Consider the following 24,882-nt stretch of genomic DNA (forward strand, 5'->3'; position numbering starts at 1 on the left):
GTAATGAATTTTTTTCTCGCCTTGGCTTTCACCTATCCTTGGCGAAAAGTAAAAGATTCAAATAAATTAAGTTATCTGCTAAGAATAGGAAAAGTAGAAGGGTTATTTATCGACTAGGGTTTGTTTATGACATCTGTAAATAATTTTATCAGTTGCAAGATCTAAGAGCTCTCCTCTAGCTCCTGAAGATTCCAAATCACATAATAGAATCAAACGAACTTTCATCTCATGGAGAATTTTTCCAGTAATTTTAGATATAATGTGGTGTCCTATTTTAACTCGAGCTTCATAGGTATCTTTCACAACAGAAGTTAACATATACGCACCTCTAGTTTACAGTATTACTTAGACTATAGCTCAAAATCCATTGCATGGACAATATTTAACCAAATCTCGCTGCAAAGCTAATATTTCCTACATTAAATTGATCATATTTAACATTACATTCTTTAAAAAGTGATCTAATTGCTCCATAATATTTTCTGTTTTTGATTCAAGTATGCCAACAGAATTACCTTTTAAATACTGACTGTTAAAATATCTACGATAAGCAACAGCTGAAACTGGGCTTCTGGAAAGCATTTAATGGTGAAATCAATGGCTTTTTTACTGGATTTTGAAAAATCAGCTGCAGCAAGTATTCTTTTATAAGAAAAAAAGGGTTACTTTTTGATGAGAAAAACAGGAGTTTTCCCTTGCTCTACAAGATAACTCGATGTTGTTCCTAACACATACTCATGGACATAATACTGTCCATGAGCTCTTGCAATAATTAAATTTTCCTTGACTTTGCTCCGTATGCTGAGTGCTTTCATTTGCAGCCTTTCCAGCAAGAACTGATAGTTTAACTGAAATATTAATAGTATATTTCATAATTAGGGCAGACAGTTTATCCAGCGTGTCCTCCTCTAATGAGAGAAAATCTTTTTGTTGTTCACTAAAGTATTGGCCAAAATCTACCAACTATGGCTGTTGTAAAACGTGTATAAAATGAAGAGGTCTATGATGTCGCTCAGTTTAAGATATGGCTCTTTGTAGTACATATTCGGCATATTTAGAAAAATCACTGGCAATGATTATGCGTTTTAGTGGCATCATCCTTGTCCTCAGAAAGAATAATAAAGCTTAGCAAAAGAATTGTCATATCAGACGCAACGGTTTAAGTAACTCCCGTGCACAATGCTTAGTTCTTGGCATCACAATTCGGTACCAGACTCAACAGATGTCTATTTCAAATAGGAACTCGCCTGTAGTTCATAGATATGAATATAGAGTGCAATGAAGCTAATCGTTTGCTAATCTTTATATAAGCTTAAATGCAGAGAGTTTAAAATGGAAATAAATAATATATTAATTGCCAGTGACTTTTCAAAGCATTCAGACTACTCCCTTTCAAGAGCAGTTACTTTAGCTGAACAGCATAAAGCAATACTCCACTTTTTACATATCTTAATCCAGCCCAGGATTGGTAATTTTTCACAATATTCAATTGAAGAGTTGGAACAAGATTATCTTGCACAAAAAAATAAAATTGAAAAAAAAATTTTAAAATGCATAAAAAAATACTCTCATAACATTGAAACCTATGTTTCTGTATTAGCTGGTAGAGCAGCTGATGAGATTGTCAGATACGCTAAAGAAAACAAATGTAATATGATTATTGCTGGTGCGCATGGCGAATACTACATCAAGGATTACATCTTAGGCACTACTTCAAGTTCTATGATAAGTCATAGTGATGTTCCAATCCTACTGGTAAAAAAAGAGCCTTCTTTTGCGTATAATCGGATAATTATAGCTACCGATTTTTCCGAAGTAAGTAAAAATGCAATTGAATTTACATTCAAATGTTTTCCTAATGCAACCTTTCAATTACTACATATCATAGATATATATTTCACTAAATTGTTACTAAGATATGAACAGGAAGATACAAAAGATATCACATGCAGGTTAGATGATTTTCTTAGTAAGTGTAATGTAGATCAAACTAAATTCCAGAAAAAAATCATGGGTGGATATATTGCAGACACTATTGTCATTCAGTCTGAAAAATGGCAAGCTGATTTGATTTCATTTGGTACTCAAGGAAACTCTAAATTACAGTATTTACTGACAGGAAGTGTGGCTAAACGATTATTACAGCTTAGCACCACTGATATGTTAGTTGTTCCGCCAAAACAAAAATAGAACATTGATAACTATTAAAAAGTTAATGTATTGGACTACAACTATAATGCCAGAAAACTTCATGATGTTCCGTGAAATTTCGTAGCCTCCAGCAAATTACCTTATAAAACCCACCTGTTTTGATTTTTAGAGTAGTTATTTATATTGAGTGGAGGTAAAAAATCAATTTCTGATCCTATAAGAACTATCTGAGTAGGATTAATCATAGCATGACTATAATAATAGTGACGTTTGATATGATAGAAGTTGACCGTTTCACTCACACCAGGCCACTGATATTACTCACGCAGATATATACGAAATATGGGTGGAGCAGCTTAATACCGCAGCGATCGTCTGTTGATTAAAAAGCGCAGAATGTGGCGCAGATTTAAATTCGTTTAATAGATGTAACCTAGATGTTTTTTGTGCAGGCATAGGACTCTCCGCAATTGATTATTCACTCAGCATAATGCTGAACCAGTCAATCCTTTGAATGAATCCCGGTCTAGCCAGAACGAAACATTGTTCTTCTCTTTTCCTTCACCGTTCTTAGCTCCTGCTAATTAGTTACTATTGGTAAAAAACAGCTCATACCTCAAACTTGCAAAAAATATTGCGCATTACTTCAAAGTTTGTCAAGCACACAAGATCAATTTCAAAGATGTGTTATCGAAGGATATTGATTGATACTGAAAATGAAGTATCGCATGCCATAAATTCGCAATTCGCGAATTTATCATAACTTTTGGTATTATTAGAATCTGTAGTTAAGTGTAGTTGTAGAACATTCGAAAAAGTCATGTAGACGCAATACCCCTAAACACCCCACATGTTAGTTGGCTTGCAGCAGCTTTCTTTTAGCGAAAACACTCTTAAGGCAACTTATGGATAATGATGTGCTTTTTGATGCCAAGTCAATTTTTTAATAGAAATAGATTAGATAATTAGCAATAAAGAATCAATAAATTCCATAACTTATCACTCTTAAACAATCTGCCAAAACATCGAGCTGCATTCCAATTTAGAATATACAGTTTCGGTATTTCATAAAAGGATAATTATCCCTTAACCCCATTTTTTTAAAATTAAAGTGTAAACACAATTTTAACAACCAGGCCATCAAATAGATAAAAGGAAGGCCTGTATTTTAAATAATTTTGATTAAATGATGAGGTGACCATGAACCGCACGAAAGATTTTTTTACAATCGTATCTACTCCAAGAGAAGAAAATGGAAAACTATATTTTAGAAGTTTTCCATCCATAAATTATAACGGGATGTGTTTAATCGCAGACAAATATAACTCAAAATATTTTAATAATGAAAGTCATAAACGAATCCTAGTTGCTGCCTCAAGAATGGGATTCGAGCAACAGCTCGAACCTTACCTCAAGAATAACAAGGACTGCATGATTGGTTTTTCAGTGCCACAACGGGAAAGCGCTTCGGGGCATCCCACTCCTGTAATTTTCGAAATTCATCACGGCAAAAAATACTTATTTATTAATGATAGTGTTGGCTATGATACTTTAGCAAATTCATTACAATTGTTTTGCGAGAAAAATAATATCGATTTGTACGAAAATCCCTATGGGAGACAAGTGGATAATGGCTCATGTAAATCAGATTGTTTGGCTTATTTAAAGAACTCTTTGCAAATGGAAAGTATTGCTGCATCTGTAACTTTGCTCAATAAGGAGGAAACCACTCAATATTTGTCTCAGACTCCAAGTGACAGGCCTGGAATGCCAAACCATAAAATATTTCTTCCTACAGGAGACATGCTTAAAACTACTCAAACAGGTAAGGTATTGGGGCAAAACAAGCTTGATGTTAATCAGCCCTTAGTCAGTACGAAGTCAAAAAATACCTATGTGGAAAAAATGTCGGGGTATCATAAAGGTGAAACCTATTATGAAACAATTGATAGAAACACCCATGTTAAATCAGGAGATACAAAAGTCTGGAAAGAGCGAACCTATTTAAGACAAAAAACTGAAACTCATCATAAACAAATTGTCGATATCTTAGAAAACAAAGAATCTGACTACATTAATGCGGCAATCTGTAGAGCAGCAAATGTATTTGATTTAAATACCGCTATAGCTCAAAAAAACTATCCTTTAATTGATATTTTCAGAGAAAAAAATACTCAAGAACCCATTAAAGAGGAAAATCAGGAGCTCTATGTAGACTATTTTAAATTTAAGCTAAGAGACCTACTTAAAGAATGTATTACCGATTATAAGAAGAATGTTGAAAATTTCAATGAAGAAAAATTACTGCCCATCCTTGAGAATCCGAAGATACCGATTGAAGAGAAACTCAATAAATTACTTTTTCCAGAAATACCTATAAGTGATAACTTTCGGGCTTATTTAAAATTGCACTCGATTTTTCAAGAAAATAGCTCTCCTTCAATATTACTCGAACATGCTATTCAAATTTTTAGAGAGGATGCCCAAAATAAAGAGAACGGGAATAAAAAGGAGCAAATTAATAGTATCATCGATAAACACCTCCGCCTATTTACTACAAAAGCTAAATGGATGGCTCTTCAAGGGGCTGAATATAGCAATGCATCCTGGGCAATGGATGAAGTTATTAGAACAATCAAAAGAGAACGTGAACTTTTTAATCAGGCTCCTCTGAATCAATTTGACCAAGCCCAACAATGGCTACTGGCATCCTGTACTGATATAATTGATCGATCAAAAGATATTCTTGGAAAGCATCGTGGATATAAGGAATTATTTGTTCAATTTTTAAGTGGGGTAACTTCTGTATCGACTCTAGGAGTAGCTAATTATGCCACTAAAAAATCTTTTTATGGATTGTTTCCAGCCAAAACAGATTCGGCAGAGATGCTGGATAATTTCACTGAGGAAATGAAAGGTTGTTCACATTAATTTCATAATGAACCCTCCCGCCCCCTGAGTTAGCGTGTACTAACAACCAGCTTAATACTCAAATTTACTGTTTGAAACTGGATGGGAAGAAACCTCATATCAAATGTGAGTTTTTAGCAAGGATTAACACGTCCGGAGTCAGGCCTTGAATTTTGAATTTAAATTCGATAATTCACAATTCAAAGCTTGACCCTCTCGGTTCAACGATAACTGGCTTTGATAAAAACAGAGGTCTCTCCACTCACCTTTTTCATAGAATATCCAAGCAAATTTAGGATAAAATTTTTCTTAAGCCTGAGTTTCATTTTGCGATAAAGCCCTTCTGTTATATTCCATACTAGCCTAACCTTTAATCCATAATGGACGTATTTTTAGGTTGAATATGACTTTTTTGTTATTCCCCCATAAATTTACCGCGATAACAGTAATTTATAGCGAATGACTGTTGAGGAAATAAGATGAAACACTGTCCTATTACTTATGAAAAAATTAGTGACCAAGAAAACTCTTCACAACGAGGATTACATTTGCTTTCGCCTCAATTAAAAAACCTTAGTCCATTAGATTTAAGTGCTGATGAGCAGCGTCAGGAAGCAATTGCTCGAGTAGGAAAGATGTCTGTTCAAGGCATCCAAAAGAAACTCAGCGCAAAACTAAAAATTAAAGAGGGATGTTTTGAAATCGTTGATCAATATGGTCACTATATTTTAAAACCACAAAGTGATATTTATCCAGAATTGCCGGAAAATGAAGCCATTACTATGACCCTTGCAAAGACCATTGGCCTCGAAGTTCCCCTTCATAGTTTAGTTTATTCTAAAGGCAACAGCTTGACCTACTTCATTAAACGGTTTGATCGAATAGGCCATAATAAAAAGTTAGCTTTAGAAGATTTTGCACAGTTATCAGGTGAGGATCGACGTACAAAATATAAAAGTTCGATGGAAAAGTGATTGCAGTCATAGAACAATTTTGTACATTCCCAAAATTGAATGTGTGAAATTATTTAAGTTGACGTTATTTAACTTTCTGATCGGCAATGAAGATATGCATCTAAAAAATTTTTCCCTAATTAGGGTCTGTTGACAATTCACCTGCCGCCTACGTGCCGCTTCTTGTCCGCGGCATCCATTCGATCTAAATCATTGGCAAATTTCTTCATACAGGTCACGCGATTGAGGGTTTAGTTTCTCTATTAAATTTATTTTCCATTGTCTTGGCCAATTTTTGAAACGTTTTTCACGTCGTGCTGCTTCAACGTATAATTCATATGCTTCATGATAGACCCGCATATGTACGTTATACTGAGCAGTGAAACCAGGACTGACTTTATTTTTGTGTTCCCAAGTCCGTTTAATGATGTCTGACGTAGACCCTACGTAAAGAGTACCATGATGCTGACTCGCAAGAATAGAAACATAAGCCAGACTCATCGTACTTCCTTGACTGTTGGACAAACACGAAGATAATACCGGAAGCTGCGCTACATAGGTAGCCATAAAAATGCGCATGCCATAGCAACAAGAGAAGCATCGTTTCGCTTTAATTTATCAACTCTTGTGGCGATTGCACGAACGTGTTTTATTCTGACAAAAAAATTTTCAACTCGATGTCTGTATTTATAAATACCCCAATCCATATCTGCATTACCAGTTTTAGAATTGCTCTTTCCTGGAATCACGGGAATGGATGATTTTTTTCGAATGGGATCTCGAACCTCTTCGCTATCATAACCCTTATCTGCAATAGTATGTTCTGCAGCAGGTAACTTTTCGATAAATTCTGGTGCCACTTTGCAATCATGCACTTCGCCACCTGTTATTTCAAAATCAATAGGTAATCCGTGAGCATCAACGGCCATATGAATCTTCGTTGTATTTCCAGCAGCCGACTTACCAATGCTTGTTCTTCCTTATTAGGCGCGCCAGCACTATGTTCATGAGCTTTGACAATACTGCCATCAATAAACTCCCATTCTAAATCGGGCTCTTGCACAAGCGTTTTAAAAATTTGAATTAACTTTTTTTGAGATGACCATCGATTAAATTGTTGATAAATTCAATTCCAGCATCCAAAATCTATCGGTAGGTCACGCCAAGGGCACCCAACCCGCATGCGATATAACATTGCCTCAACTATCCTACCAAGATTGGGCTTGTCATAAATTCTGTGCTGTAGCATGCTCTCCCTCAGCTTTGACCAACGCTCGTCATTGAGCATAAGTCTAAGCATTGCAAACTCGTTTTATACTTGGTATCTGAGCCGTTATATTATGAGTGTGCTTCCATTAATCAATCAATTAGGTTGTTCAGCTTTTAATTTGACCATCTACTGGATGCCGAGGACAAGCCGCGGCACGTAGGCGGCAGGTGAATTGTCAACAGCCCCTAATAAAGATAGAAAAATCTCACTATCACCAGCATATGATTTGCTTAACTCAACTATCGCTCAAAAAACACAAAAGAAGAAATCGCTTTACCTCTGCAAGGAAAAAAAATAATGTAACAAACAATGATTTTCTTAACTATTTTGCCGTTGAAAATTAGGATTAAACCAGAACGTCATCGAGGGGATCGTACAAGAGTTCCATGAGCTAATACCAAAATGGCAAGAGCTGATTGGTTTCAGTTTTTTATCTCAACAGATGCAAGAAAAATATCTCCAGTTGCTCAATCAACGATGCAAGCGGTTGAATTTTTTCGATTAACTGAAATCGGCCGTTTCCATCCCATGTTCCGACAATAAATTAGAAGCTTGTTACTGCTGTATGAATGCTTCCTTAGACATTTAAAACCCCAAACTTTTTCTTGAGTTCATTTTATCAGCGAATAATTGTACTACCCTTTATTTATACTGGATCACCCAGGGCAACCAATCACGAAGCAAACTCAGATTTGCCCGAAAATTCTGCGTTACGAGACCGTGGATGAACCTTCACATGCCAAAGTGGGAGCATCATCAATAATGGAATCAAGCAGCAAATAAACAATGTGAGGAAGAAATTATCCCACCCGTAATTTTTGATAATTGCCCCCAAAGGCGCACCCGCCAGAACAGCACCTAAACAATAAGCGAAAAATCCGGCAAAGCCAGTTGCAGTCGCCGCTGCTTTTTTATGTGTTAACTCCGCACACGCCATACCAATCATCATTTGTGGGCCAAAGATAAAAAAACCAAAGAAAAAAAGAAACAAAGAATCGAGGAATGGTATATATTCCTTAGTCAGTGTAAATAGTATCAACGTGGCAAATACGCCTGCAGTAAAAAGCACATTGATTGGATTGCGTTTCCCTTGAAATACTTTATCGGAAAGCCAGCCTGCAACCAGATTTCCAAAAAAACCACCCACCTCAAACCAGATGATACAACTACCTGCGGTGATTAAGGAATAATCTTTCACTTCCGTTAAGTACAGCATGCTCCAATCATTAATGGCTGTTCGGACAATGTAAATAAATAAATAAGAAATGGAGAGTATCCAAATATATTGATTGCTTAACACATAATTCCAAAGAATTTCTTTGACTGAAAGTTCTATTTTTTCTTGGTGGTGATTTGACGAACCGGAGAAATCTTCTTTATATTGTTCTATTGCAGGTAAACCAAGCGACTGCGGAGTATCTCTTAAACGATTGATTAAAAAAATACCTCCTAAAATGCAGATGATCCCCGGAACAAACATGGCTGAACGCCAGCCGAAATACTGCGCGCACATAGCAACAATTAATGGAATTAATGCACCACCAACGTTATGAGATGTATTCCAAATACTCCACCAACGACCGCGTTCGGATTGAGAATACCAATGAGTTAATAATTTAGTACATCCTGGCCATCCCCACCCTTGGAACCATCCATTCAATCCCCAAAAAATAGCAAACAACCACCAAGTGGAAGACAATCCAAACAAAATATTAACAATACCTGTCAAAATTAGCCCAATCGCCATTAAATAACGAGGATTTGACTTATCACCTAGAATTCCACTCAAAAATTTACTGATGCCATAACTCAAGCTCAAAATACTAGCAATCAATCCTAACTCAGTTTTGGTCATCCCCAAGGCGCTTTGTAATGCAGGCATCGCGAATGTAAAACTTTTTCGCGTAAAATAAAACAAAGCATAGCCTATATACATTGCATAAAAAGTGCGAATACGCCAATAACGATATTGCTGTTTAACAACAGTTTTATCCTGAATTTCATCAAGATAAGGAGCAGGTTTTAAAAAATTCAAAAATGCCATGATGGTCCGTATCATGATAAAAAAATCAGATTAGAATGTAACTTGCAAAGTATGTCAATTCTTTCTAATGAAAATAATAGCCATATCATGCCTATTGATAATTAATTTAAAAATTTAAATGGAATTCTTGTGAAATTATAAATAAGCTACATGACTTTCATTAAAGAGGGATTTGTAGGAATGAAAGAGATAGTTAGTTTATTAGAATTAGAACAAGATCAAATCGATTTTGCTATTCATAAGCGTGAAGTGATAATGGTTTTAAGAAGAAAATTTCGTACTCAAAAAGATTGGATTATTGCCTCTTTCAACCAATATCAATTTACTAAAGAAGAATCGCAAAAAGTTCAACAAGCTATTTTAAATGGAGATCTTCGAATAACAGATCTTCTAGAACGTCCGTTTTCCCACTATTTTTGGAGTTTTCTTACCTTTAAATGGGGAGAGATACTTTCGGGTGGAAAAAGATTATCGAAGCAAGAGGTCTTGCAAGTTGCTACCTACTCAAGCAATGGTCAAGAATTTGCAAGAACCCCCATTCAAAATAGAAACAGGCTGATAAAAGGAGTGCCGTTAGTCATTGGCAAAGTCGTTACTTCCATGGCGCTTTGTATGGTATTTTGCCTGGGATTATTAAGTACTTTAGGAGCTCCCTTTGCCCTTAGCTTCGCTTTAGCAATAGTACTTTCCTTATGTAACGGAATAGTGTGTTTATTAAGTCGCGGACAAGCCATGCTTGATAGCGCTGGTTTTCAGCCTAAAAAACAAAAAACATTTAAGACCCTTGAGGAAAATTTAAAACAAAAAACAATATTCGATAAAGGTCAAAAATTATTTTTTGGTATCGTGACCTTGTTGGCATGTATTTCTGCGGGCATTTCTGGATATGCTGGTCTCGTAGGACTTCTCACATTTTTGGGGGCCGGTATGCTCGCCTCTAACCCCCTTGTTTTGATAGTTACGATTGGGCTATCTCTGATTGCAGCTATCTCCTTTTATTCATTTCAGGCTGTGGGCATACGTGAAAATTATGAAAAATTTAAAAATCTTTTTATTGAAGATTATCAAAAGCCCTATGGTCTTTTGCGATGTATCTTGTTAGGGGTCGTAAGTACAGTCTTTTTAGCTGTTTACGCGACATTAACTTGGTTTACTACTGTATCGGGGATTAATAAGCTTTTCAATGCGTTAGGTTCGAATCCTGATACTTTTTTAGCACATGTCCTTTCTATGATATGTACTTCGACAACCATGGTGGTTAATACTTTTTCGCAAGTATATAAAGTTTTTAACCCAAAAACGTATGTCGATCTAAAAGAAAAATTTGAATCAATACATCAACCACCAGATGAATACCAAACAAAAGCACAAAAAATAAAGTACGGAGCCATCAATGTGCTCAAACTATGTGCTTTGATAGGTGATTCTCTTGCTTATTCTGTTGCCGGTGGAATCCGAAGCGGAATTCATGTTGGTGAAACACTGGGAGAAGCAATCGGGGCAAAACTTGCATTAACCATTACCATGGCAATATTGTCTCCAGTCATTTTAGTGTTCGTCTCGATAGCTTTTACCTGGCCTACCGTTTTCCAGAGGAAAAAATCGACTCAAGATCCTTCACAGATGGAGAAGCCACTGATAGAAAAAGTGAGTCAAAGCCATAATCCAAACGCACTTCCAAATAATACTCTATTATCAAGATCGGAAAAATTTTCCAAAACGAATAATTCTAAAATTAAACAAGCTGGGCTGAGATTTTTTGATGCGAGTTTGAATGAAGAGCCTATTGTTAAGCCCAATTGTAGCTCAACTTTAGAGAGAAGAACCGTTGTAACATCCTACTCACATAAGTGAAAAGTTGATTTATATGCTTTTACAGGAAGTTAAATTTGAAAAAAAATATTTTTTTAGGATTGTTTCCTTATATGACTCTAGCTATAACGACTTCTTCAGCTTGGTCTAAAAATATTCAATCAAGTTCTAGTTGCGATCCTTATCGCAACTATTCATGTTTGGATAGTTATTTAGGTGAAGATTTTATTACACGTTTTTTTCGTTATTATAAGTTGGAAACAGGTCATGCAGCTGCACCGTCCGATCCTCATGCCCCCACTTCACATCGAGCAGGTTGGCCTGCAACCCCAGAGTCGCCCCCCCCGATGCCTTTTACTGAATGGCCTTACGGTGCAACCACTTCATTAGGGGTCAGCCTTCCTAATTCCGTTGATAGCCCCCTGATGGTTGGTGTTGCGAATACTCCTGTTGGAAAATGGTTACAAAAGAACCATATTCAAATTTACGGTTGGGTTAATGGTGGCGGCAATCTAAGTACCAACACGGAAAAACCTGCCGGGAACGCCCCTATGGCCTATCTATATACACCTAATACTATTCAACTGGATCAAGCAGTACTTTACATGGAACGTGTTCCAGATACAGTGCAAACAAACCATGTCGATTGGGGTTTTAGACTATCGGGGATATATGGAGAAAACTACCACTATACCACGGCATATGGAATTGCCAGTTATCAGCTTTTAAATAACAACTCGGTTTATGGCTACGACTTCCCCATGGTTTATGGTGAATTATATATTCCTAATGTAGCTCGAGGATTACTTTTTCGCGTTGGACGTTATATTTCTATTCCTGATATTGAGGCTCAACTTGCACCTAATAATTACATGTATTCGCACTCTATGACGTACACTTTTGATAACTATACCAATGAAGGGATAGTAGCGAGTCTAGCTGTTGCTAAAAATGTCATTTTTCAGTTAGGTTTAGTAGGAGGGACTGATACCGCGATTTGGAATATAGGGAAAAAAGTTAAGAATCCTGCTCCAAATCCTTTGTATCCCAATCCAACTTTTCTAAAAGATCCCGGAGCAAGGATATCAGCAGTTGCTTGTGCTCGTTTCACCTGGAATGATGGCAAAGATACATTCTATCCTTGTATGGATGGCATCAATAATGGCGTATGGGGTTATAATAATCTTCAGTGGTATGGATTTACCTACTATCATAAATTCAACGAGCGTTGGCATATTGCTTATGAAATTTATACACTCCATCAAAACCACGTTGCCAACATCAATAATCCCATTGCGGCTGCACTCATTGCTACTGGAGGAACACCTTTTTCACCACAATACATACCATTTAATGCGCCAAATGCTGCACAATGCAATAGTACATCAGCACTGAGTTGTACTGCATCGGTATTAGCGACGGTAGCTTATATTAATTATCAATTCTCCCCTCTTGATAATATTTCCTTTAGGCCTGAATTTTATGATGACAAACAAGGACAACGAACGGGTGTAAAAACTCGTTATCTTAACTTTGGACTTGGTTGGCAACATTGGTTATCGCCGCAAATCGAACTGCGCCCAGAAATTGATTACGATTATGCACTGGATAGGAATGCATTTAATGGCAACGCTAATGCAGGAATTTCCCCAAGCAAACGTTATACTGTATTAGGTGCCATGGATATTATTGCTCATTTTTGATACGCTTCTAAATCAATTTGATCAATTCATTACAGCTTTTATTTTGTGATGACAGGGCTGGCCCAAATCACCTAAAAGGCAAAGATACTGCGTATATCAAAAACAAAGAAAGCCAAACCACCTACAATTAAATGAGAGATTGAAACACCAATAAGTGTTTTATGCCTATAATAGAGCCAACCCCAAAAAAAACCTGGAATTAATACTGCAATAGCCAAGCTGATGGATACATGAAGATGGGTTACGCTAAATAAGATATTTGACATTAAAATAGCCCACCAAATACGATTTGGACCAATTAAAAATTCCTGCAAAGAGCTTTGTAAGGCACCACGAGCAATTAATTCTTGGATAGGAGTAAAGACCAAATAAGCGAGTACCAATGCAATCAATGAAGGAAGATTATGGTTTGGATGCATATCATTCCCAGTTAATATTACTGCATTAATTAATGTTAAATGACTAAATTGAGGAACAAGATTTATTACCAACCATTTAATTAAAACTATTAATAAAATAAGAGGTATACTCAACCAAATACCTTCCCATAGCGCTCGTCGCCAATTGTTAAGGGTTAGACCATAAAATTGTAAGGGATAACTACTATTTTTCATCATAAATAAAACGATAATCCCAAAAAAAATAATTAAAGGAATACTGACTATACTTGTTGATTGGTGGCTATGCGCTAACTTTGCAAGTACACTAAATGTATACATATAGATTACAACCACTAAGAGAACATCAATCATGAATTTGCCCATCGCGATACGAGCTTTTGTATGCTCAAGATCGCTTCTTAACGTATCCACGGTCAATTGATTTGTTTGACGGATGCGATTGCTGAGTGTGCCCGCAAGATTAGAAATTAGTGTAAGATATGTTGGCTGCTCGTTAATATAAAATTGCAATTCATTGATAACATCAGACAGCTTACTAATTAGCTGATTGTAAAAAAGAGTATTCTTCGTGAGGTTCTTGAGATCGGCAATAGAGAAAACAAGCAGTTTAGTTGGCGCTATTGTACGAATAGTAGCCGATCGTGGCGAATTATCAATTAATCCCATTTCTCCAATTGCTTCCCCAGATTGAAGTGTGGAAATACGTAACTCGGTTCCATCTTTCGCTTTTTTCAAGACCTCGACTTCGCCTTTCCAGATAATATACAAGTCAAGAGGGTTATCATTTTCATAAATTATTAATTTATTCGCATCAAAATCGATAACCTTAATGAGCGGTATTAAATCATTTAGTTGTTTGTTTGATAGCGAACTAAATAGATTATTTTTTTGAAGTATTTTAATTATCTCTTCATCTATTATTTCTTCCATGATTTGCTGGGCATCCTTAATAAAGAATTACAAAAAGTATAGCGTAAATTTTCAAAAGATGAGCCACAATTGAATTTTATTAATGAATTAATCTATTGATTTTATCTAATTAATTTATTAGCTTTTTATAAATAGATGATTCTTCATAATGCAGGTAGGAACATGAAGGTCTCTCATTTCCCGTTTTTGAAAAGCATTGTTATTTATATTTACTCCGACACTGATGCTACTACAGGGCTCTATTTTCCAAGCTATAATTAATAACCAATATAAGTAGCTGCCATCTGTATCTTTGAACTGAAGAGTTAAGAAAGGAAATATTAACTATGAGCAAATATATTAAATCTTTGTTACTTTTTTCATCCCTTAGCTTTACAATCTTTACTCCAGGCATTTTGTTTGCTGATGATTGCGATGTTGATTGTGCAAAGAGCTCAAACCAAATTGACTGCCCTGGAAAGGGATGTGGTTGCTGGTGTGACAAAGACCAGAATGCTAAATGCAAATGTACGCAACCTTTGGATGAAAATAACACTAACACCAAGAATAAATAGATAATCATTCAAGTAACTAACCTGTGAAACCACCCTTGTCAGTGGCGTCATTAAGCGCTCACTAAATGAATAGATTGCTAGATAACTCCCTAACAGAATCGCAGTAACTGTTGCAACTATGAATTCGTGTAATACAGGGAATATAGTTCGAGAAATGTTAAAAAACTCTCGTTAAATATGTAACCTTCAGCCATGGCCCCTACATTATCGACTTGACAAAGTGCTGCTGTACATCAAACTTTAATAAGTAGAAAGGGATAAATTATGGAACTGTAATAAATGGAGTTTACTATGAGTAAAATAGCAAAATTAAAACATATTCACCCAGCTGAACATCCTTCCTCGCCTTTTATAAGACTGCACAATGAAGTAGACAGATTATTTGGCGAGTTTTCTGATTTTTTCTCACCCACTCGCTTTAGAGGTTTGGAGCAATTTGAGCAATTAAATCTTGCTCCATCTATGGATGTGGTTGAAGATAAAGATCACTTTAGCATTCAGCTTGAAATGCCAGGAATGGATGAAAAAGACATCCATCTGTCTATAGCAGATAATGTACTCACCATAAGTGGCGAAAAATCTATATCTAAAAAAAATAAACATAAAAAATATGTTTCTCGTGAAATCAGTTATGGAAAATATGAGCGCTCCATTTCATTACCTTCCTCCGTAAATGTTGATGAAGTGAAAGCAAACTTCAAAAAAGGAATGCTTTGGGTTCAACTTCCTAAAAAAGAAGAGGCGAGAAGTGGGGCTCGCGACATCAAAATTGAACAAGCCTAATTTTATTGCCCTATAGCTTAACTATAGGGCATTCCTAACTGTCTTTCGATTCAAAAGAGATGGCATCTAAATAGCCATTAAAAAACAATATATCTATATTTTGTTCACGCCAAGAAAAATGGTTCTCGATGTGTGCTGTTCATTTTTGATGAGAAAAGATTACCCTCGATTACACTTTGCTGCATTTCCATTGGTTTCATTTTGAAAATTCTGGTAAATCAATTTTAATTCGAGAACCTAAAGCCAATCTTAAGGCATTAACAATTGCAAGAATGTCAATTACCTCTTGAATTATCGCGCCACTGACTGGATTGATAAATCCTCCTGCTGCAAACCCCATTCCTATGATACTAAGGAACATTCCGCCAATAGCACTTTGTGAAGCAATTCTTCGAGTATTTAAGCTAAGATGGATTAATTCATCCACCTTGGATAATGTGTTTTCCATAATAACGGCCCCCGCCGCTTCAGCGGTTACATTACTGTATTGCCCAAAAGCAATGCCAACTGTTGCTGCTGTGAGTGCAGGCGCATCATTAATGCCATCGCCCATAAAAACCGTTGGCGCTTTTTTTATTTCCTCTCGAACTATAGCCAGTTTTTGCTCTGGACTTTGTGACGCACGAATTTCTTTTATATTTAATAAATTAGCTAAATAGACAACTTCTGACTCACGGTCTCCAGAAACCAACATAATTTTTTTAAATTGATGTGATGGGGCTAAATGACCTAAGAATGATTTACTTTCAATACGTGGAGCATCATGGAAATGTACCGAAGCTGCATATTTATTATCAATCATGACGATACATTCTAGTCCAGGTGCAATGGGTGGTAATAAATTAATACTCTCAGGATTTTCTTCTAACATTTTTTTTCGGCTAGTAATGAGAATTTTATGTTTACCAATAATTCCTCGTAATCCTTGCCCAGGTTTTTCCGATACATTTGAAGAGTCAAGAAGAGTTATATTTTCTTTTTTTGCGGCACTTAAAACAGCACTTGAAAGAGGATGTTTTGAATAGCGTTCCAGGCTTGCCAGATATTGTAAAACCATTTCTTTAGTACAATTTGACGTCACATGAATTTCTGTTAAAGCAGGCTTCCCATAGGTGAGTGTGCCTGTTTTGTCAAAAATGGCAGTTTTGCAGGTCGGTAATTGTTCGAGAACGGTTGGATCTTTGATAACGATAGCCTGTCTTGCAGCTCTTGAAATAGCACTAATAATTGTAATAGGAATAGCGATTAATAGCGGACATGGTGTTGCAATCACCAGTACAGAAAGAAAACGTATTGCATCCCCAGTGACATACCAAGCAACGATTGCAAAAATAAGAGCTATAGGTGCAAAGATTGCCCCAATTTGATCACCTAAGCGTCTGATCGAGGGACGTTTTTGCTCTGCTTCCTCTAATACTTTTACAATTGCAGAATAGCGTGAATCTGAGGTAAGTTTAGTTGTTTTTATAACAAGTAAAGTTTCTCCATTAATAGCGCCAGATAAGACGAAGGTCCCTGGTGTTTTAGAGATTTGATAGGGTTCTCCTGTCAAATAAGATTCATCCATAGACCCATGCCCGTCAATAACAATACCATCTACAGGACAAGTTTCATGCGGATAAATAACAATTAAGTCCTCTATTTTAATATCTAATAATGGAATATCTTCAATATGACTGTTTATTTTTCGGTGAGCTATTGACGGCATACGCGCTACAAGAGAGCGCAAAACAAAAGATGCTTTCCGCATAGCGTAATATTCTAAGGTTTGCCCACTTGCAAGCATAAGAACGATTAATGTTGCTGCCAGGTACTGATGTAAAATAACACCAGTGACTAATGCGATCGCAGCCAATGAATCTGCGCCTAAATTTCCTTTAAATAATTTAAATAAAATTTGTAGAAATACAGGAATACCCCCAATAACTATAACAAACAATAGGGGGATATTAGATGCTGGAATATGGAAAGCCAGCATCACAAGATATACGCCAATTGCAATTAATGCTACTAGTCCAACATATAATTGCCACTTTGACTTTACTGAGATTAAAGATAGGCTCATAAAATATCATAGAATTAATGTTATTAGTTTCATCGTAGATGCTTTAAGTTTTTTGTCAAACTGATTGAGTTCCATCAAATGCAATAGGTTATGAACTATTAGCTAGTCTCTAAACCGCCACATTTCTATTGACCTACGTATAAAAAATGACAAAAACAAATATTTAACCAACAGCCTACATAAACCAATCAAATTTAAGCACCAACAAAATTGTCTATAATATAATCAATTATGGATGCTGCAGTATTAGCTTCAAATTTCTTGATAATGACATAGGGAGCCATAGCAGTATGGCATAGGATAAATAAAGGAGAATTACGTGCTACGTACCATTGTTGCTCATATTTATCCACCATTCGTTTTCTTATTCTGGATAACTTTTTTTTTGATTCTTACTAAGGTACTTTTTTATTATAAACGCCAGACTATGCATATTACGGCCGAGATGCACGGTACACGATTGGTAGTCAGTCTTATAGGAGGTCTTTTTAGTATCTTTCTCGGATTTGTAACCTTTATCTCCTGGACCAATTACAAAGAAGCAAACAGTGTTGTTGCACAAGAAGTGACACAAATATATACAACTTGGGAGAACAGCAGAGGATTTCCATCTCCTATTTTTCAAAATATTGATAAATTACTTAATGCGTATGTTTTATCGATTCTCAATGATGAATGGTTCTCCATGCAAAAGGGAAAAGCATCATCAAAAACACAAGATGCAAGTAATGCACTCTATTCAGAATTCTTGAAATATCACCCATCAGACTCTTACACTCAATCCTTTTATAATAGAGCGATTACTTCTTTAAACGCAGCAACTGGAGCAAGAAACCAACGTATCAGTATGCTTGATGTCATTATCCCTACCGCGTGGTATCTGATGATCTTAATTGGAACATTTACGATTATATTCGTTTCAATTTTTTTGCTGGAAGGAATTTTTGTGGAGTATTGTATTCACGTGATGCTCTGCATATTTCTGTCATTTTATCTTACTGCAATCATCGTCTTAAGCAATCCTTTGTCTGGTTTGATTACAATTTCTAATCAACCCTATAAGGCTCTTATATCCAGGATAAATGCTTGACTTTGGAAACGTTCGGAGTCAGCTTTTCCAATCGATAGAGAATGAAGAGACCTCGGACTCAAGCATTAAAAATGGGACTAAAATAAATAAGTGACTCAATTTTTGATAAAAAACAAAACAGCATGATACAATATTTCGCCAAAAAAGATACCCACTGAGGAAGAAATGATTACACTACGCGAACCTTCCGCCCAAGATGAAACTGTTTTTATTTCTACAATGAAAAATAGCCGTGATATTCATTTTCCCTTTATAACTGCTCCTTGTACTTCTGAAGAGTTCCAAGCTTATTTGAGTAGGAGTAGACAAGAAAGTGAACAATACTATATTGCATGGAATAATAACCAACACATTATCGGTGTTTTTAATATTAGCGGCATTATACGCGGCTCATTTAAAAGCGCTTATTTAGGTTATTATGCCTCTGCAGAATGCCTAGGCAAAGGATTAATGAGCAAGACACTTAAGCTTGTTCTAAAAGAGATATTCACGACTCTAGAGCTTCATCGAATTGAAGCCAATATCCAACCTACAAATACTGCATCGATACAACTGGCAACGAAAAACGGTTTCATTAAAGAAGGGTTTTCACCTCGCTATTTGAAAATCAATGGCATCTGGCAAGATCATTTTCGTTTTGCACTTACTTTCGAAGATTGGCTAGCAAGGCAGCTGCCTTCATCCCCTCCTAAAGGAGAAGATCAGACAACATATCCCATAGTTATTGAAAATCAAACCTTTGCTCTACGCTCGCAAAAACGGTCCCTTTAGGCCCCGCTACTTCACCACCGCTTTCACCGAACATTGTAGAGCTAACTACTCCCAAGAAAGAGGGAAGGAACAATAACACTGCAGAAATAAACACCAAAGCTATTGGTGTTCCAATCGGAATTTGGGTTGGGTTATCTTTGTGTTGTTTAAATTTCATAATAGCACTAATAGAGAAACCTAAACCAGCTATATACGAACCAGCAGTAATTAATTTGGCCAGCTGTTCAAATGAATTTGTAATTTGTGAAGCCATTTGACCAAGAGTAAGGATATTTTCTGCAACTGCATTTTTGCTAACACAAATTAATAAACCCAAACAAGCAATACTGCATAGCCGCAACCAATTATTTGGCTTCCCTACAACCTTATTATTATTCACAGGTACTCTCCAATTTAAAAAATTAATTAAAATCATAATTTTTGCCACAACTCCCAATTTAAAAATACTCATAATAGAGATGGGACAATTATCGGAACCAAAGGTTTTCTACATAAAAAATCACAAAGCCAATAGCGCGAAATTCAGTGATTCCTGTTGTCCTTTTGACACATCTTTTGATAATAACTTCCCTTAAGCTGGCTTAGTGAGTTAATTGTCATGTATTGATTCATCTCCTTCTTAACTTCATCTGAGGAAAAATAGTCGAATAACCTCTTGGGACAACGTGAAAAGCTGATAATCTACCGTTTTTATAGGGTATTTTCAACTCGATAGTGGATGTAAGGTTTTGACAATACATCATCTGTATAGCCCTTTTAAATTTTCATCATTTGATTCCAGTTGAGATCCATCCATAATTGACTAAAAAACGAGGCGACTTTCACACGCACCCATCTCTTCATCAGTCCCATGACAGTTGCCCTTCTTGGTATACGTTCGTCAAAATTTACTCATAATTACATTCATTCTATTTACTTTTCGTGATAAAAAGTATTTTTTATCTCAGAAAAATATCACTTTTATAGGATATTCACTGTTATTTTTCAGAAATTGTATCTTTATAACATGACCGAAAATAAAAAAAGTTCCTCATGAAACGCTTTACACGTTTCTTGAGGAAGAGAGGATTTAATTAAATAGCGTGGCTAGGTTTAGTAGTTTCTTCTTTAGCTAACTCTCCATTTTCTCTTAGTTCTTTCATTAGCCCTTTCATTTGGCTAATTTTTTGTTTTATTAAACATTTTTCATGGTAGATCCCAAAGTCAATCAAAAGATTGATATCAAGCCTGCCACCTTCTTTGACAACAGTTAACTCTTCAGTTAGTCCCACATTTTTTCTCAGCGCGTTTATTTGCTCTTCCGAAAAATTGCATTGCTGCTCAATTTCTAGTGTTTTAGGTTGATAGAGTCCATATTGAACTAAAAGATTCTTATATAACTCATCTTGTGCTTCTAAAGTATCTTCTATTTTTGTTTGAATTTTTTTTGTTTTTTCATCAAGTTGATTCTTTTCTGCTTGTATCAACCTATCCTTCTCTTCTTGTTGACTTTTCAAATCGATAGCTTTTTCTTTTAAAAAATTTTCTGTTCCTATAAATCCTCTTCCCCCTTTCAGTTCCAAAAGCTTAGCAGCATTAGGATCTTCATCGCCCAGGCTTAAAAGCTCGCGTTGAATTTTTCCGTCTATCAGTGCTCTTTCTATGGGCTTATCATTTATAAAACTATCCAGTTGTGCTTGAAGCATATTTTTGAATGCAATAATAACTCCAGGAGAATCATTTTGTGATTTAGAACACTTATCCAGAAGCTCCAGTAGTTTATCAACTTCAATTGTTTTTTTATCTACTGCATCTTTGCGAACAATATGGGCGACAATATTTTGCGCCATAAGCAGCGATTCATTATAGAGCCGCTCGACCTCGGAATAATTTGCGACAACTCGAGCATCCAGACTCTTAACCTCATCAATTTTCGTTTTGGCATATTCGTAAAGGGCTAACCCTACTAAACCAATCACAATTAGGCTCGAGCGTTGTATAATTTTATCCACTTCTTTTTGAGGTATTTCTCCTTTTTTATCTTTATGTGCCCAATATAAGATTTCAAATAAATGCTGGGATGATTTTCTAATAGAGGGTTCTATCGTATTAAATCCAATTTTGAATGCCGCATAGTCAGGCAACGTAGATCGTACTTTTTCAATAGTCGCTGTATACAACGAACCTCCCGAATTAATCTTTGGTGAGATGGATACAAACTCTAAATCCTGATTACCTGACAAATAAGGCCTATCCAGAACACCTCTTTCCATAAGCTCCTCGATTAGATTACTCAATAAGTTAGAATGACTTAATTCAGAATAATTTTCTTCCCTCGTTTGAGTTTGTTGATCAGATAATTCAAGTTGGTTACGTAGTAATTCCATATGTAAAGAACTTCTTTCAAAAACATTATCTTGCCTAAAACTCATTAGAGTTGGTCTGGTTGTTCTCACTACATCAGATGTTCTTGCTACATCTGTTGTTCTTGCTACATCTGTTGTTCTTGCTGCTTCAGCTATTCTTGCTGCTTCAATTGCAACTTTAGTAGCTCTATATGCTTTTCTAGTTCCGTTGAAAAATTTACCAAATGCCATCATACACCTTCCTGTAAAAATATAAGTCTCTTGGTATTTAATTTAAACATATTGATGTTAACAGTAGGTGATATGGTAATGAAAATGAGATTTAATTAAGATTCCAAAATGGAATAAAAAATAAATAAAAGATAATTCCCCCAAATTTTATTAACATTTAGGGAGCAACTAGAAAAAGCTCAACTAAAGTTCGATTTTAATTTAATCTTGTTTCAAACAAGCCCAAGATGCATGAGCACATTTTAATGCCTCTATAAACTGATTACTTTTAATATCTTCCTCGTAAATTTATACCGGTTTTCTAATAGATGTGCGTAATCTTGAATAAACAAAGCCTTTTAAATGCGTTGATAAACTTTTTCCTGACTTTCTGCAATTGGTCTTTTTCGGTCTTTATAAATTTATCCTATAATTTTAGTGCAATCAAACCACACTGAGTACATAACACAGAGTATTTGACAAAAAAATATAAAAGCAATAGGTTATACTTTATTTGAATGAGGAAAGGACATGCCAAATTCTAATTTAGACCAACCTTTGCCGTCGCTCCCATCAGGTCCCATCAACCCTATTCCGGATCATTACTCAGGCAGCACTTTTAACTTTGATTATTTATTGCATAATGGAAAAATTTACCTACGAACACGAGCACCTGAAGATCCAAAAGCTTTAGTTCGAGGTGATCTCGTTTCAACCAAAGACCACCCCAACGCTCTTGAATGGACGCTTTTTGATAATATAGGGATACCTTATAATAAACATATGGAAACGCTTCTTGCTCCGGAAGAGCACATTGTTGAGATTGGTGTTGCCAGCGAGATCGTAGTGGCAGTTTCGAATCTTGATCGTGTTTACCTATACAAACCAACCGAAAACAACAGACCTATCCACTGGGAAAATAAACTAGGTGCTCCCGATTTTATAAGTAGCGACAAACTTTTTCTTCCTCACAATCGGCGAGCTTGGGCTTTTAGCTGCAGCGTACGCACTAAACCTGAAATAAGAAGAACCGACTTTATCCACCCGAATGAAATCGTTTCCTTCTTCAGTGATGCTAACGGAATCCGTTTTGATTTTGGATTTACACCAACGCTTTACGCGCTTGATAAGGATGGACTAAAAATAGTCTATTGGGATACAGGTTTACCCGCCAGTTTTTCAAGAGGATTTCTTGTTCCGGAAGGGACACAGGGTCAGTCTATCAGTGCAGCTGGATCCACAGTCTTTCTTTCTGTTATAGACTCAGAAGGAAAGCTCCATTTTTTTACCCGGATGATTGATTATGAAATCAATGGTGCTTGTCCAGGGCTGAAAGTAAGTTATACGGATATTCCTGTCGTTGAGCCTCCAGATGGCCCAGAGGGCAGTTTCTTTCTTGGACATGGCGTTCGTAAATTACCTTTACAAGGCTGGGTGGAACACTCAGTAGATGACATACTCCCTAATATTACTCATAAGGTTTGTATTCGTTTGACAGGACAAGGTGACGAGGCTCGAGAACTAAGAATTCAAGGGAAAGACCCCGATTTAGGATGGGGTTATTATTTCAAACATATCTCTGAAACAAGTTGGAAATTTCATCCTGAGCCAGCGGCTGAACCCTCTAACCTTGCAGAAAATACGCCAACTCCTTTTAATCCGACCTTGCTTAAAACATCAAAGTTATCTTATACAGGCAAATTGTATTATAGAAAATTACCCCATATTCTCAGGATAGAGGACACCTCAGACATTACAATAGAACTTAAAGATTTTCATCCTTTTCTTACTGATGCTGAGCCATTTTCCTTGGTTATTAATCACCCTAACGAACCCTCTCAGCATTTGAAAATTTACGCCGTGGATGCCTGGGGTTTGCATTACCATCATTACCACGACGAAGAATTAGTTGGAACGGTTGATGGTGAACCTAAAGCCCTTATAGGAACCCTCGTGCTAACCCCTGAACAAATAGCACTTGCCCGAGATAACAAATCCCACATCGGAACTTATTTGAAGAATCATTTTTTAGATTATCAGGGAAAAACCAAAGCCATACCTATTATTGCAGATAATGGGATGGTTATTTTAAAATTTGGTCCGGCCAAATGCAGCTTTAAACGTTCATTGTCTGAAGAAGAAATCGCCGGTTCTTTTTACATGCGAAGAGCGATGGATCCCGAGCTGGCAATCACCTTGGATAGTCAACAGAAATATGCTCATCTCCTTGATAAAAATAAAGCGTGCTTACACGAAATAAAATCAATTTTTTCAAAGCGCCAAAAAAAAGATCGTCGCTATGCCTTACTCAATATTGATATGAGTTTTATTCGTCCTCTTGCGGCAGGAGTGTTTAAAACGATCATCAAGCCCGAAGATCCCACTTATGAACAAGCAGTGGAGGATCTGGCGTTACTCTTAAACGCACATAGAAAAGCGACTGCTTATTCGGGACTAGGAAAAACACAAGCCACCGGTTATGAACGAGCTGTTGCTACTTTAAACGAGCGCATAAAGCAACTACATGAAATAATAAGTCAAGCGGAACATAAGCCAGCAAAAGCGTTGTATTAAGCGGTATAATTGGGCTTCCTGTACGCTCAGTCCATAAGATCAGGACCATAATGCGCAATTTTTTGAGAAGGGGCAGCCTTCTTATGGAGGGGCTCCGATGTCCCTAGTAAATCGCTCACACTTGATTACAATTAAGTTGACATACGTTTCGCTCTTTTTCTGGATTAGCGGATACAATTATGCAAAACTAAATATTTTCAGTATACATAAGTGTATTACAATTGCGTGTGATGGCATTTTCAAATGGTTCAACTGCGCTAGAATCGTTTGAAAATCAAAGGCATAAGCCTAAAGAGCATCTACTTGGGATTAAATC

Annotated in this window: 17 protein-coding genes and 4 pseudogenes; 10 read left to right on the top strand and 11 right to left on the bottom strand. The window is 36.3% G+C overall.

Features of this window, described 5'->3' with window-relative positions; genetic code table 11:
- Positions 1 to 102: 102 nt before the first annotated feature.
- Together EL220_RS15030 and EL220_RS18370 are read right to left on the bottom strand one after the other, a co-directional pair.
- Positions 103 to 318, bottom strand: coding sequence for a hypothetical protein (locus EL220_RS15030; protein ID WP_003634934.1), 216 nt, complete (start codon positions 316 to 318; stop codon positions 103 to 105).
- A gap of 344 nt (positions 319 to 662) precedes the next feature.
- Positions 663 to 815, bottom strand: coding sequence for a hypothetical protein (locus EL220_RS18370; RefSeq protein WP_187326706.1), 153 nt, complete (start codon positions 813 to 815; stop codon positions 663 to 665).
- A gap of 517 nt (positions 816 to 1,332) precedes the next feature.
- Between EL220_RS18370 and EL220_RS15040 the strand changes: the two genes are divergently transcribed.
- Positions 1,333 to 2,190, top strand: coding sequence for a universal stress protein (locus EL220_RS15040; protein WP_027272369.1), 858 nt, complete (start codon positions 1,333 to 1,335; stop codon positions 2,188 to 2,190).
- Between the two features lie 300 nt (positions 2,191 to 2,490).
- Here EL220_RS15040 and EL220_RS19700 read toward each other — a convergent pair.
- Positions 2,491 to 2,607: pseudogene (locus EL220_RS19700) on the bottom strand (DNA-binding protein); the annotation flags it as partial.
- A gap of 744 nt (positions 2,608 to 3,351) precedes the next feature.
- Here EL220_RS19700 and EL220_RS15050 point away from each other — a divergent pair.
- Positions 3,352 to 5,082, top strand: coding sequence for a hypothetical protein (locus EL220_RS15050; RefSeq protein WP_027272370.1), 1,731 nt, complete (start codon positions 3,352 to 3,354; stop codon positions 5,080 to 5,082).
- A 458-nt stretch (positions 5,083 to 5,540) separates the two neighbouring features.
- Positions 5,541 to 6,156, top strand: a pseudogene (locus EL220_RS15055) (HipA domain-containing protein); the annotation flags it as partial.
- A gap of 68 nt (positions 6,157 to 6,224) precedes the next feature.
- On the opposite strand, the gene EL220_RS15060 reads toward EL220_RS15055, so the two are convergent.
- Both EL220_RS15060 and EL220_RS15065 read right to left on the bottom strand, forming a co-directional pair.
- Positions 6,225 to 6,515, bottom strand: a complete 291-nt coding sequence (locus tag EL220_RS15060) for a GIY-YIG nuclease family protein (RefSeq protein WP_128130994.1) — start codon at positions 6,513 to 6,515, stop codon at positions 6,225 to 6,227.
- A 50-nt stretch (positions 6,516 to 6,565) separates the two neighbouring features.
- A pseudogene (locus EL220_RS15065) lies at positions 6,566 to 7,314 on the bottom strand (IS5 family transposase).
- Positions 7,315 to 7,474: 160 nt separating this feature from the next.
- On the opposite strand from EL220_RS15065, the pseudogene EL220_RS18375 reads away from it, so the two are divergent.
- Positions 7,475 to 7,789, top strand: a pseudogene (locus EL220_RS18375) (type II toxin-antitoxin system HipA family toxin); the annotation flags it as partial.
- 168 nt (positions 7,790 to 7,957) lie between these two features.
- Here EL220_RS18375 and pgtP read toward each other — a convergent pair.
- A complete protein-coding gene (gene pgtP, locus EL220_RS15075) occupies positions 7,958 to 9,328 on the bottom strand; it encodes an MFS transporter (RefSeq protein ID WP_027271810.1) in 1,371 nt (456 codons plus the stop codon).
- 180 nt (positions 9,329 to 9,508) lie between these two features.
- On the opposite strand from pgtP, the gene EL220_RS15080 reads away from it, so the two are divergent.
- Together EL220_RS15080 and EL220_RS15085 are read left to right on the top strand one after the other, a co-directional pair.
- Positions 9,509 to 11,182: a hypothetical protein gene (locus tag EL220_RS15080; protein ID WP_027271809.1), complete on the top strand. Its 1,674-nt coding sequence runs from the start codon at positions 9,509 to 9,511 to the stop codon at positions 11,180 to 11,182.
- Positions 11,183 to 11,217: 35 nt separating this feature from the next.
- Positions 11,218 to 12,843: an outer membrane beta-barrel protein gene (locus EL220_RS15085; RefSeq protein ID WP_027271808.1), complete on the top strand. Its 1,626-nt coding sequence runs from the start codon at positions 11,218 to 11,220 to the stop codon at positions 12,841 to 12,843.
- 71 nt (positions 12,844 to 12,914) lie between these two features.
- Here the strand turns inward: EL220_RS15085 and EL220_RS15090 are convergent, their stop codons facing one another.
- Positions 12,915 to 14,174: a cyclic nucleotide-binding domain-containing protein gene (locus tag EL220_RS15090; protein WP_027271807.1), complete on the bottom strand. Its 1,260-nt coding sequence runs from the start codon at positions 14,172 to 14,174 to the stop codon at positions 12,915 to 12,917.
- A gap of 845 nt (positions 14,175 to 15,019) precedes the next feature.
- Here EL220_RS15090 and EL220_RS15095 point away from each other — a divergent pair.
- A complete protein-coding gene (locus EL220_RS15095; protein ID WP_027271805.1) occupies positions 15,020 to 15,511 on the top strand; it encodes an Hsp20/alpha crystallin family protein in 492 nt (163 codons plus the stop codon).
- 196 nt (positions 15,512 to 15,707) lie between these two features.
- On the opposite strand, the gene EL220_RS15100 is transcribed toward EL220_RS15095, so the two are convergent.
- Together EL220_RS15100 and EL220_RS18265 are read right to left on the bottom strand one after the other, a co-directional pair.
- Positions 15,708 to 17,576, bottom strand: a complete 1,869-nt coding sequence (locus EL220_RS15100; protein WP_027271804.1) for a heavy metal translocating P-type ATPase — start codon at positions 17,574 to 17,576, stop codon at positions 15,708 to 15,710.
- Between the two features lie 194 nt (positions 17,577 to 17,770).
- The gene (locus tag EL220_RS18265) at positions 17,771 to 17,932 is read right to left on the bottom strand and encodes a hypothetical protein (RefSeq protein WP_162264972.1); all 162 of its coding nucleotides are present in this window, start codon (positions 17,930 to 17,932) and stop codon (positions 17,771 to 17,773) included.
- 71 nt (positions 17,933 to 18,003) lie between these two features.
- On the opposite strand from EL220_RS18265, the gene EL220_RS15105 reads away from it, so the two are divergent.
- Both EL220_RS15105 and EL220_RS15110 read left to right on the top strand, forming a co-directional pair.
- Positions 18,004 to 18,666: a bestrophin-like domain gene (locus EL220_RS15105; RefSeq protein ID WP_232002487.1), complete on the top strand. Its 663-nt coding sequence runs from the start codon at positions 18,004 to 18,006 to the stop codon at positions 18,664 to 18,666.
- A 165-nt stretch (positions 18,667 to 18,831) separates the two neighbouring features.
- Positions 18,832 to 19,437: a GNAT family N-acetyltransferase gene (locus EL220_RS15110; protein WP_081779077.1), complete on the top strand. Its 606-nt coding sequence runs from the start codon at positions 18,832 to 18,834 to the stop codon at positions 19,435 to 19,437.
- Here EL220_RS15110 and EL220_RS15115 read toward each other — a convergent pair.
- Positions 19,388 to 19,816 carry a hypothetical protein gene (locus EL220_RS15115; protein WP_027271802.1) on the bottom strand — a complete coding sequence of 143 codons (429 nt, stop codon included), beginning with the start codon at positions 19,814 to 19,816 and terminating at the stop codon, positions 19,388 to 19,390. The two genes, EL220_RS15110 and EL220_RS15115, sit on opposite strands and share 50 nt — an antisense overlap.
- A gap of 694 nt (positions 19,817 to 20,510) precedes the next feature.
- A complete protein-coding gene (locus EL220_RS15120) occupies positions 20,511 to 22,016 on the bottom strand; it encodes a hypothetical protein (protein WP_027271801.1) in 1,506 nt (501 codons plus the stop codon).
- A 507-nt stretch (positions 22,017 to 22,523) separates the two neighbouring features.
- Here EL220_RS15120 and EL220_RS15125 point away from each other — a divergent pair.
- Entirely contained in the window at positions 22,524 to 24,566 is a 2,043-nt protein-coding gene (locus EL220_RS15125) for a hypothetical protein (RefSeq protein ID WP_027271800.1), read from the top strand.
- The last annotated feature ends 316 nt before the right edge of the window (positions 24,567 to 24,882 follow it).

Origin of the sequence: Legionella sainthelensi (genome assembly GCF_900637685.1) — a bacterium.
Taxonomy (GTDB): Bacteria; Pseudomonadota; Gammaproteobacteria; order Legionellales; family Legionellaceae; genus Legionella; species Legionella sainthelensi.

What these genes read in the sequence shown, in the direction of transcription:
- EL220_RS15030 (WP_003634934.1), bottom strand. Translation starts at nt 318, where the DNA reads ATGTTAACTTCTGTTGTGAAAGATACCTATGAAGCTCGAGTTAAAATA.
- EL220_RS18370 (WP_187326706.1), bottom strand. Translation starts at nt 815, where the DNA reads ATGAAAGCACTCAGCATACGGAGCAAAGTCAAGGAAAATTTAATTATT.
- EL220_RS15040 (WP_027272369.1), top strand. Translation starts at nt 1,333, where the DNA reads ATGGAAATAAATAATATATTAATTGCCAGTGACTTTTCAAAGCATTCA.
- EL220_RS15050 (WP_027272370.1), top strand. Translation starts at nt 3,352, where the DNA reads ATGAACCGCACGAAAGATTTTTTTACAATCGTATCTACTCCAAGAGAA.
- EL220_RS15060 (WP_128130994.1), bottom strand. Translation starts at nt 6,515, where the DNA reads ATGAGTCTGGCTTATGTTTCTATTCTTGCGAGTCAGCATCATGGTACT.
- pgtP (WP_027271810.1), bottom strand. Translation starts at nt 9,328, where the DNA reads ATGGCATTTTTGAATTTTTTAAAACCTGCTCCTTATCTTGATGAAATT.
- EL220_RS15080 (WP_027271809.1), top strand. Translation starts at nt 9,509, where the DNA reads ATGAAAGAGATAGTTAGTTTATTAGAATTAGAACAAGATCAAATCGAT.
- EL220_RS15090 (WP_027271807.1), bottom strand. Translation starts at nt 14,174, where the DNA reads ATGGAAGAAATAATAGATGAAGAGATAATTAAAATACTTCAAAAAAAT.
- EL220_RS15095 (WP_027271805.1), top strand. Translation starts at nt 15,020, where the DNA reads ATGAGTAAAATAGCAAAATTAAAACATATTCACCCAGCTGAACATCCT.
- EL220_RS15100 (WP_027271804.1), bottom strand. Translation starts at nt 17,576, where the DNA reads ATGAGCCTATCTTTAATCTCAGTAAAGTCAAAGTGGCAATTATATGTT.
- EL220_RS18265 (WP_162264972.1), bottom strand. Translation starts at nt 17,932, where the DNA reads ATGGTGGATAAATATGAGCAACAATGGTACGTAGCACGTAATTCTCCT.
- EL220_RS15105 (WP_232002487.1), top strand. Translation starts at nt 18,004, where the DNA reads ATGCATATTACGGCCGAGATGCACGGTACACGATTGGTAGTCAGTCTT.
- EL220_RS15110 (WP_081779077.1), top strand. Translation starts at nt 18,832, where the DNA reads ATGATTACACTACGCGAACCTTCCGCCCAAGATGAAACTGTTTTTATT.
- EL220_RS15120 (WP_027271801.1), bottom strand. Translation starts at nt 22,016, where the DNA reads ATGATGGCATTTGGTAAATTTTTCAACGGAACTAGAAAAGCATATAGA.
- EL220_RS15125 (WP_027271800.1), top strand. Translation starts at nt 22,524, where the DNA reads ATGCCAAATTCTAATTTAGACCAACCTTTGCCGTCGCTCCCATCAGGT.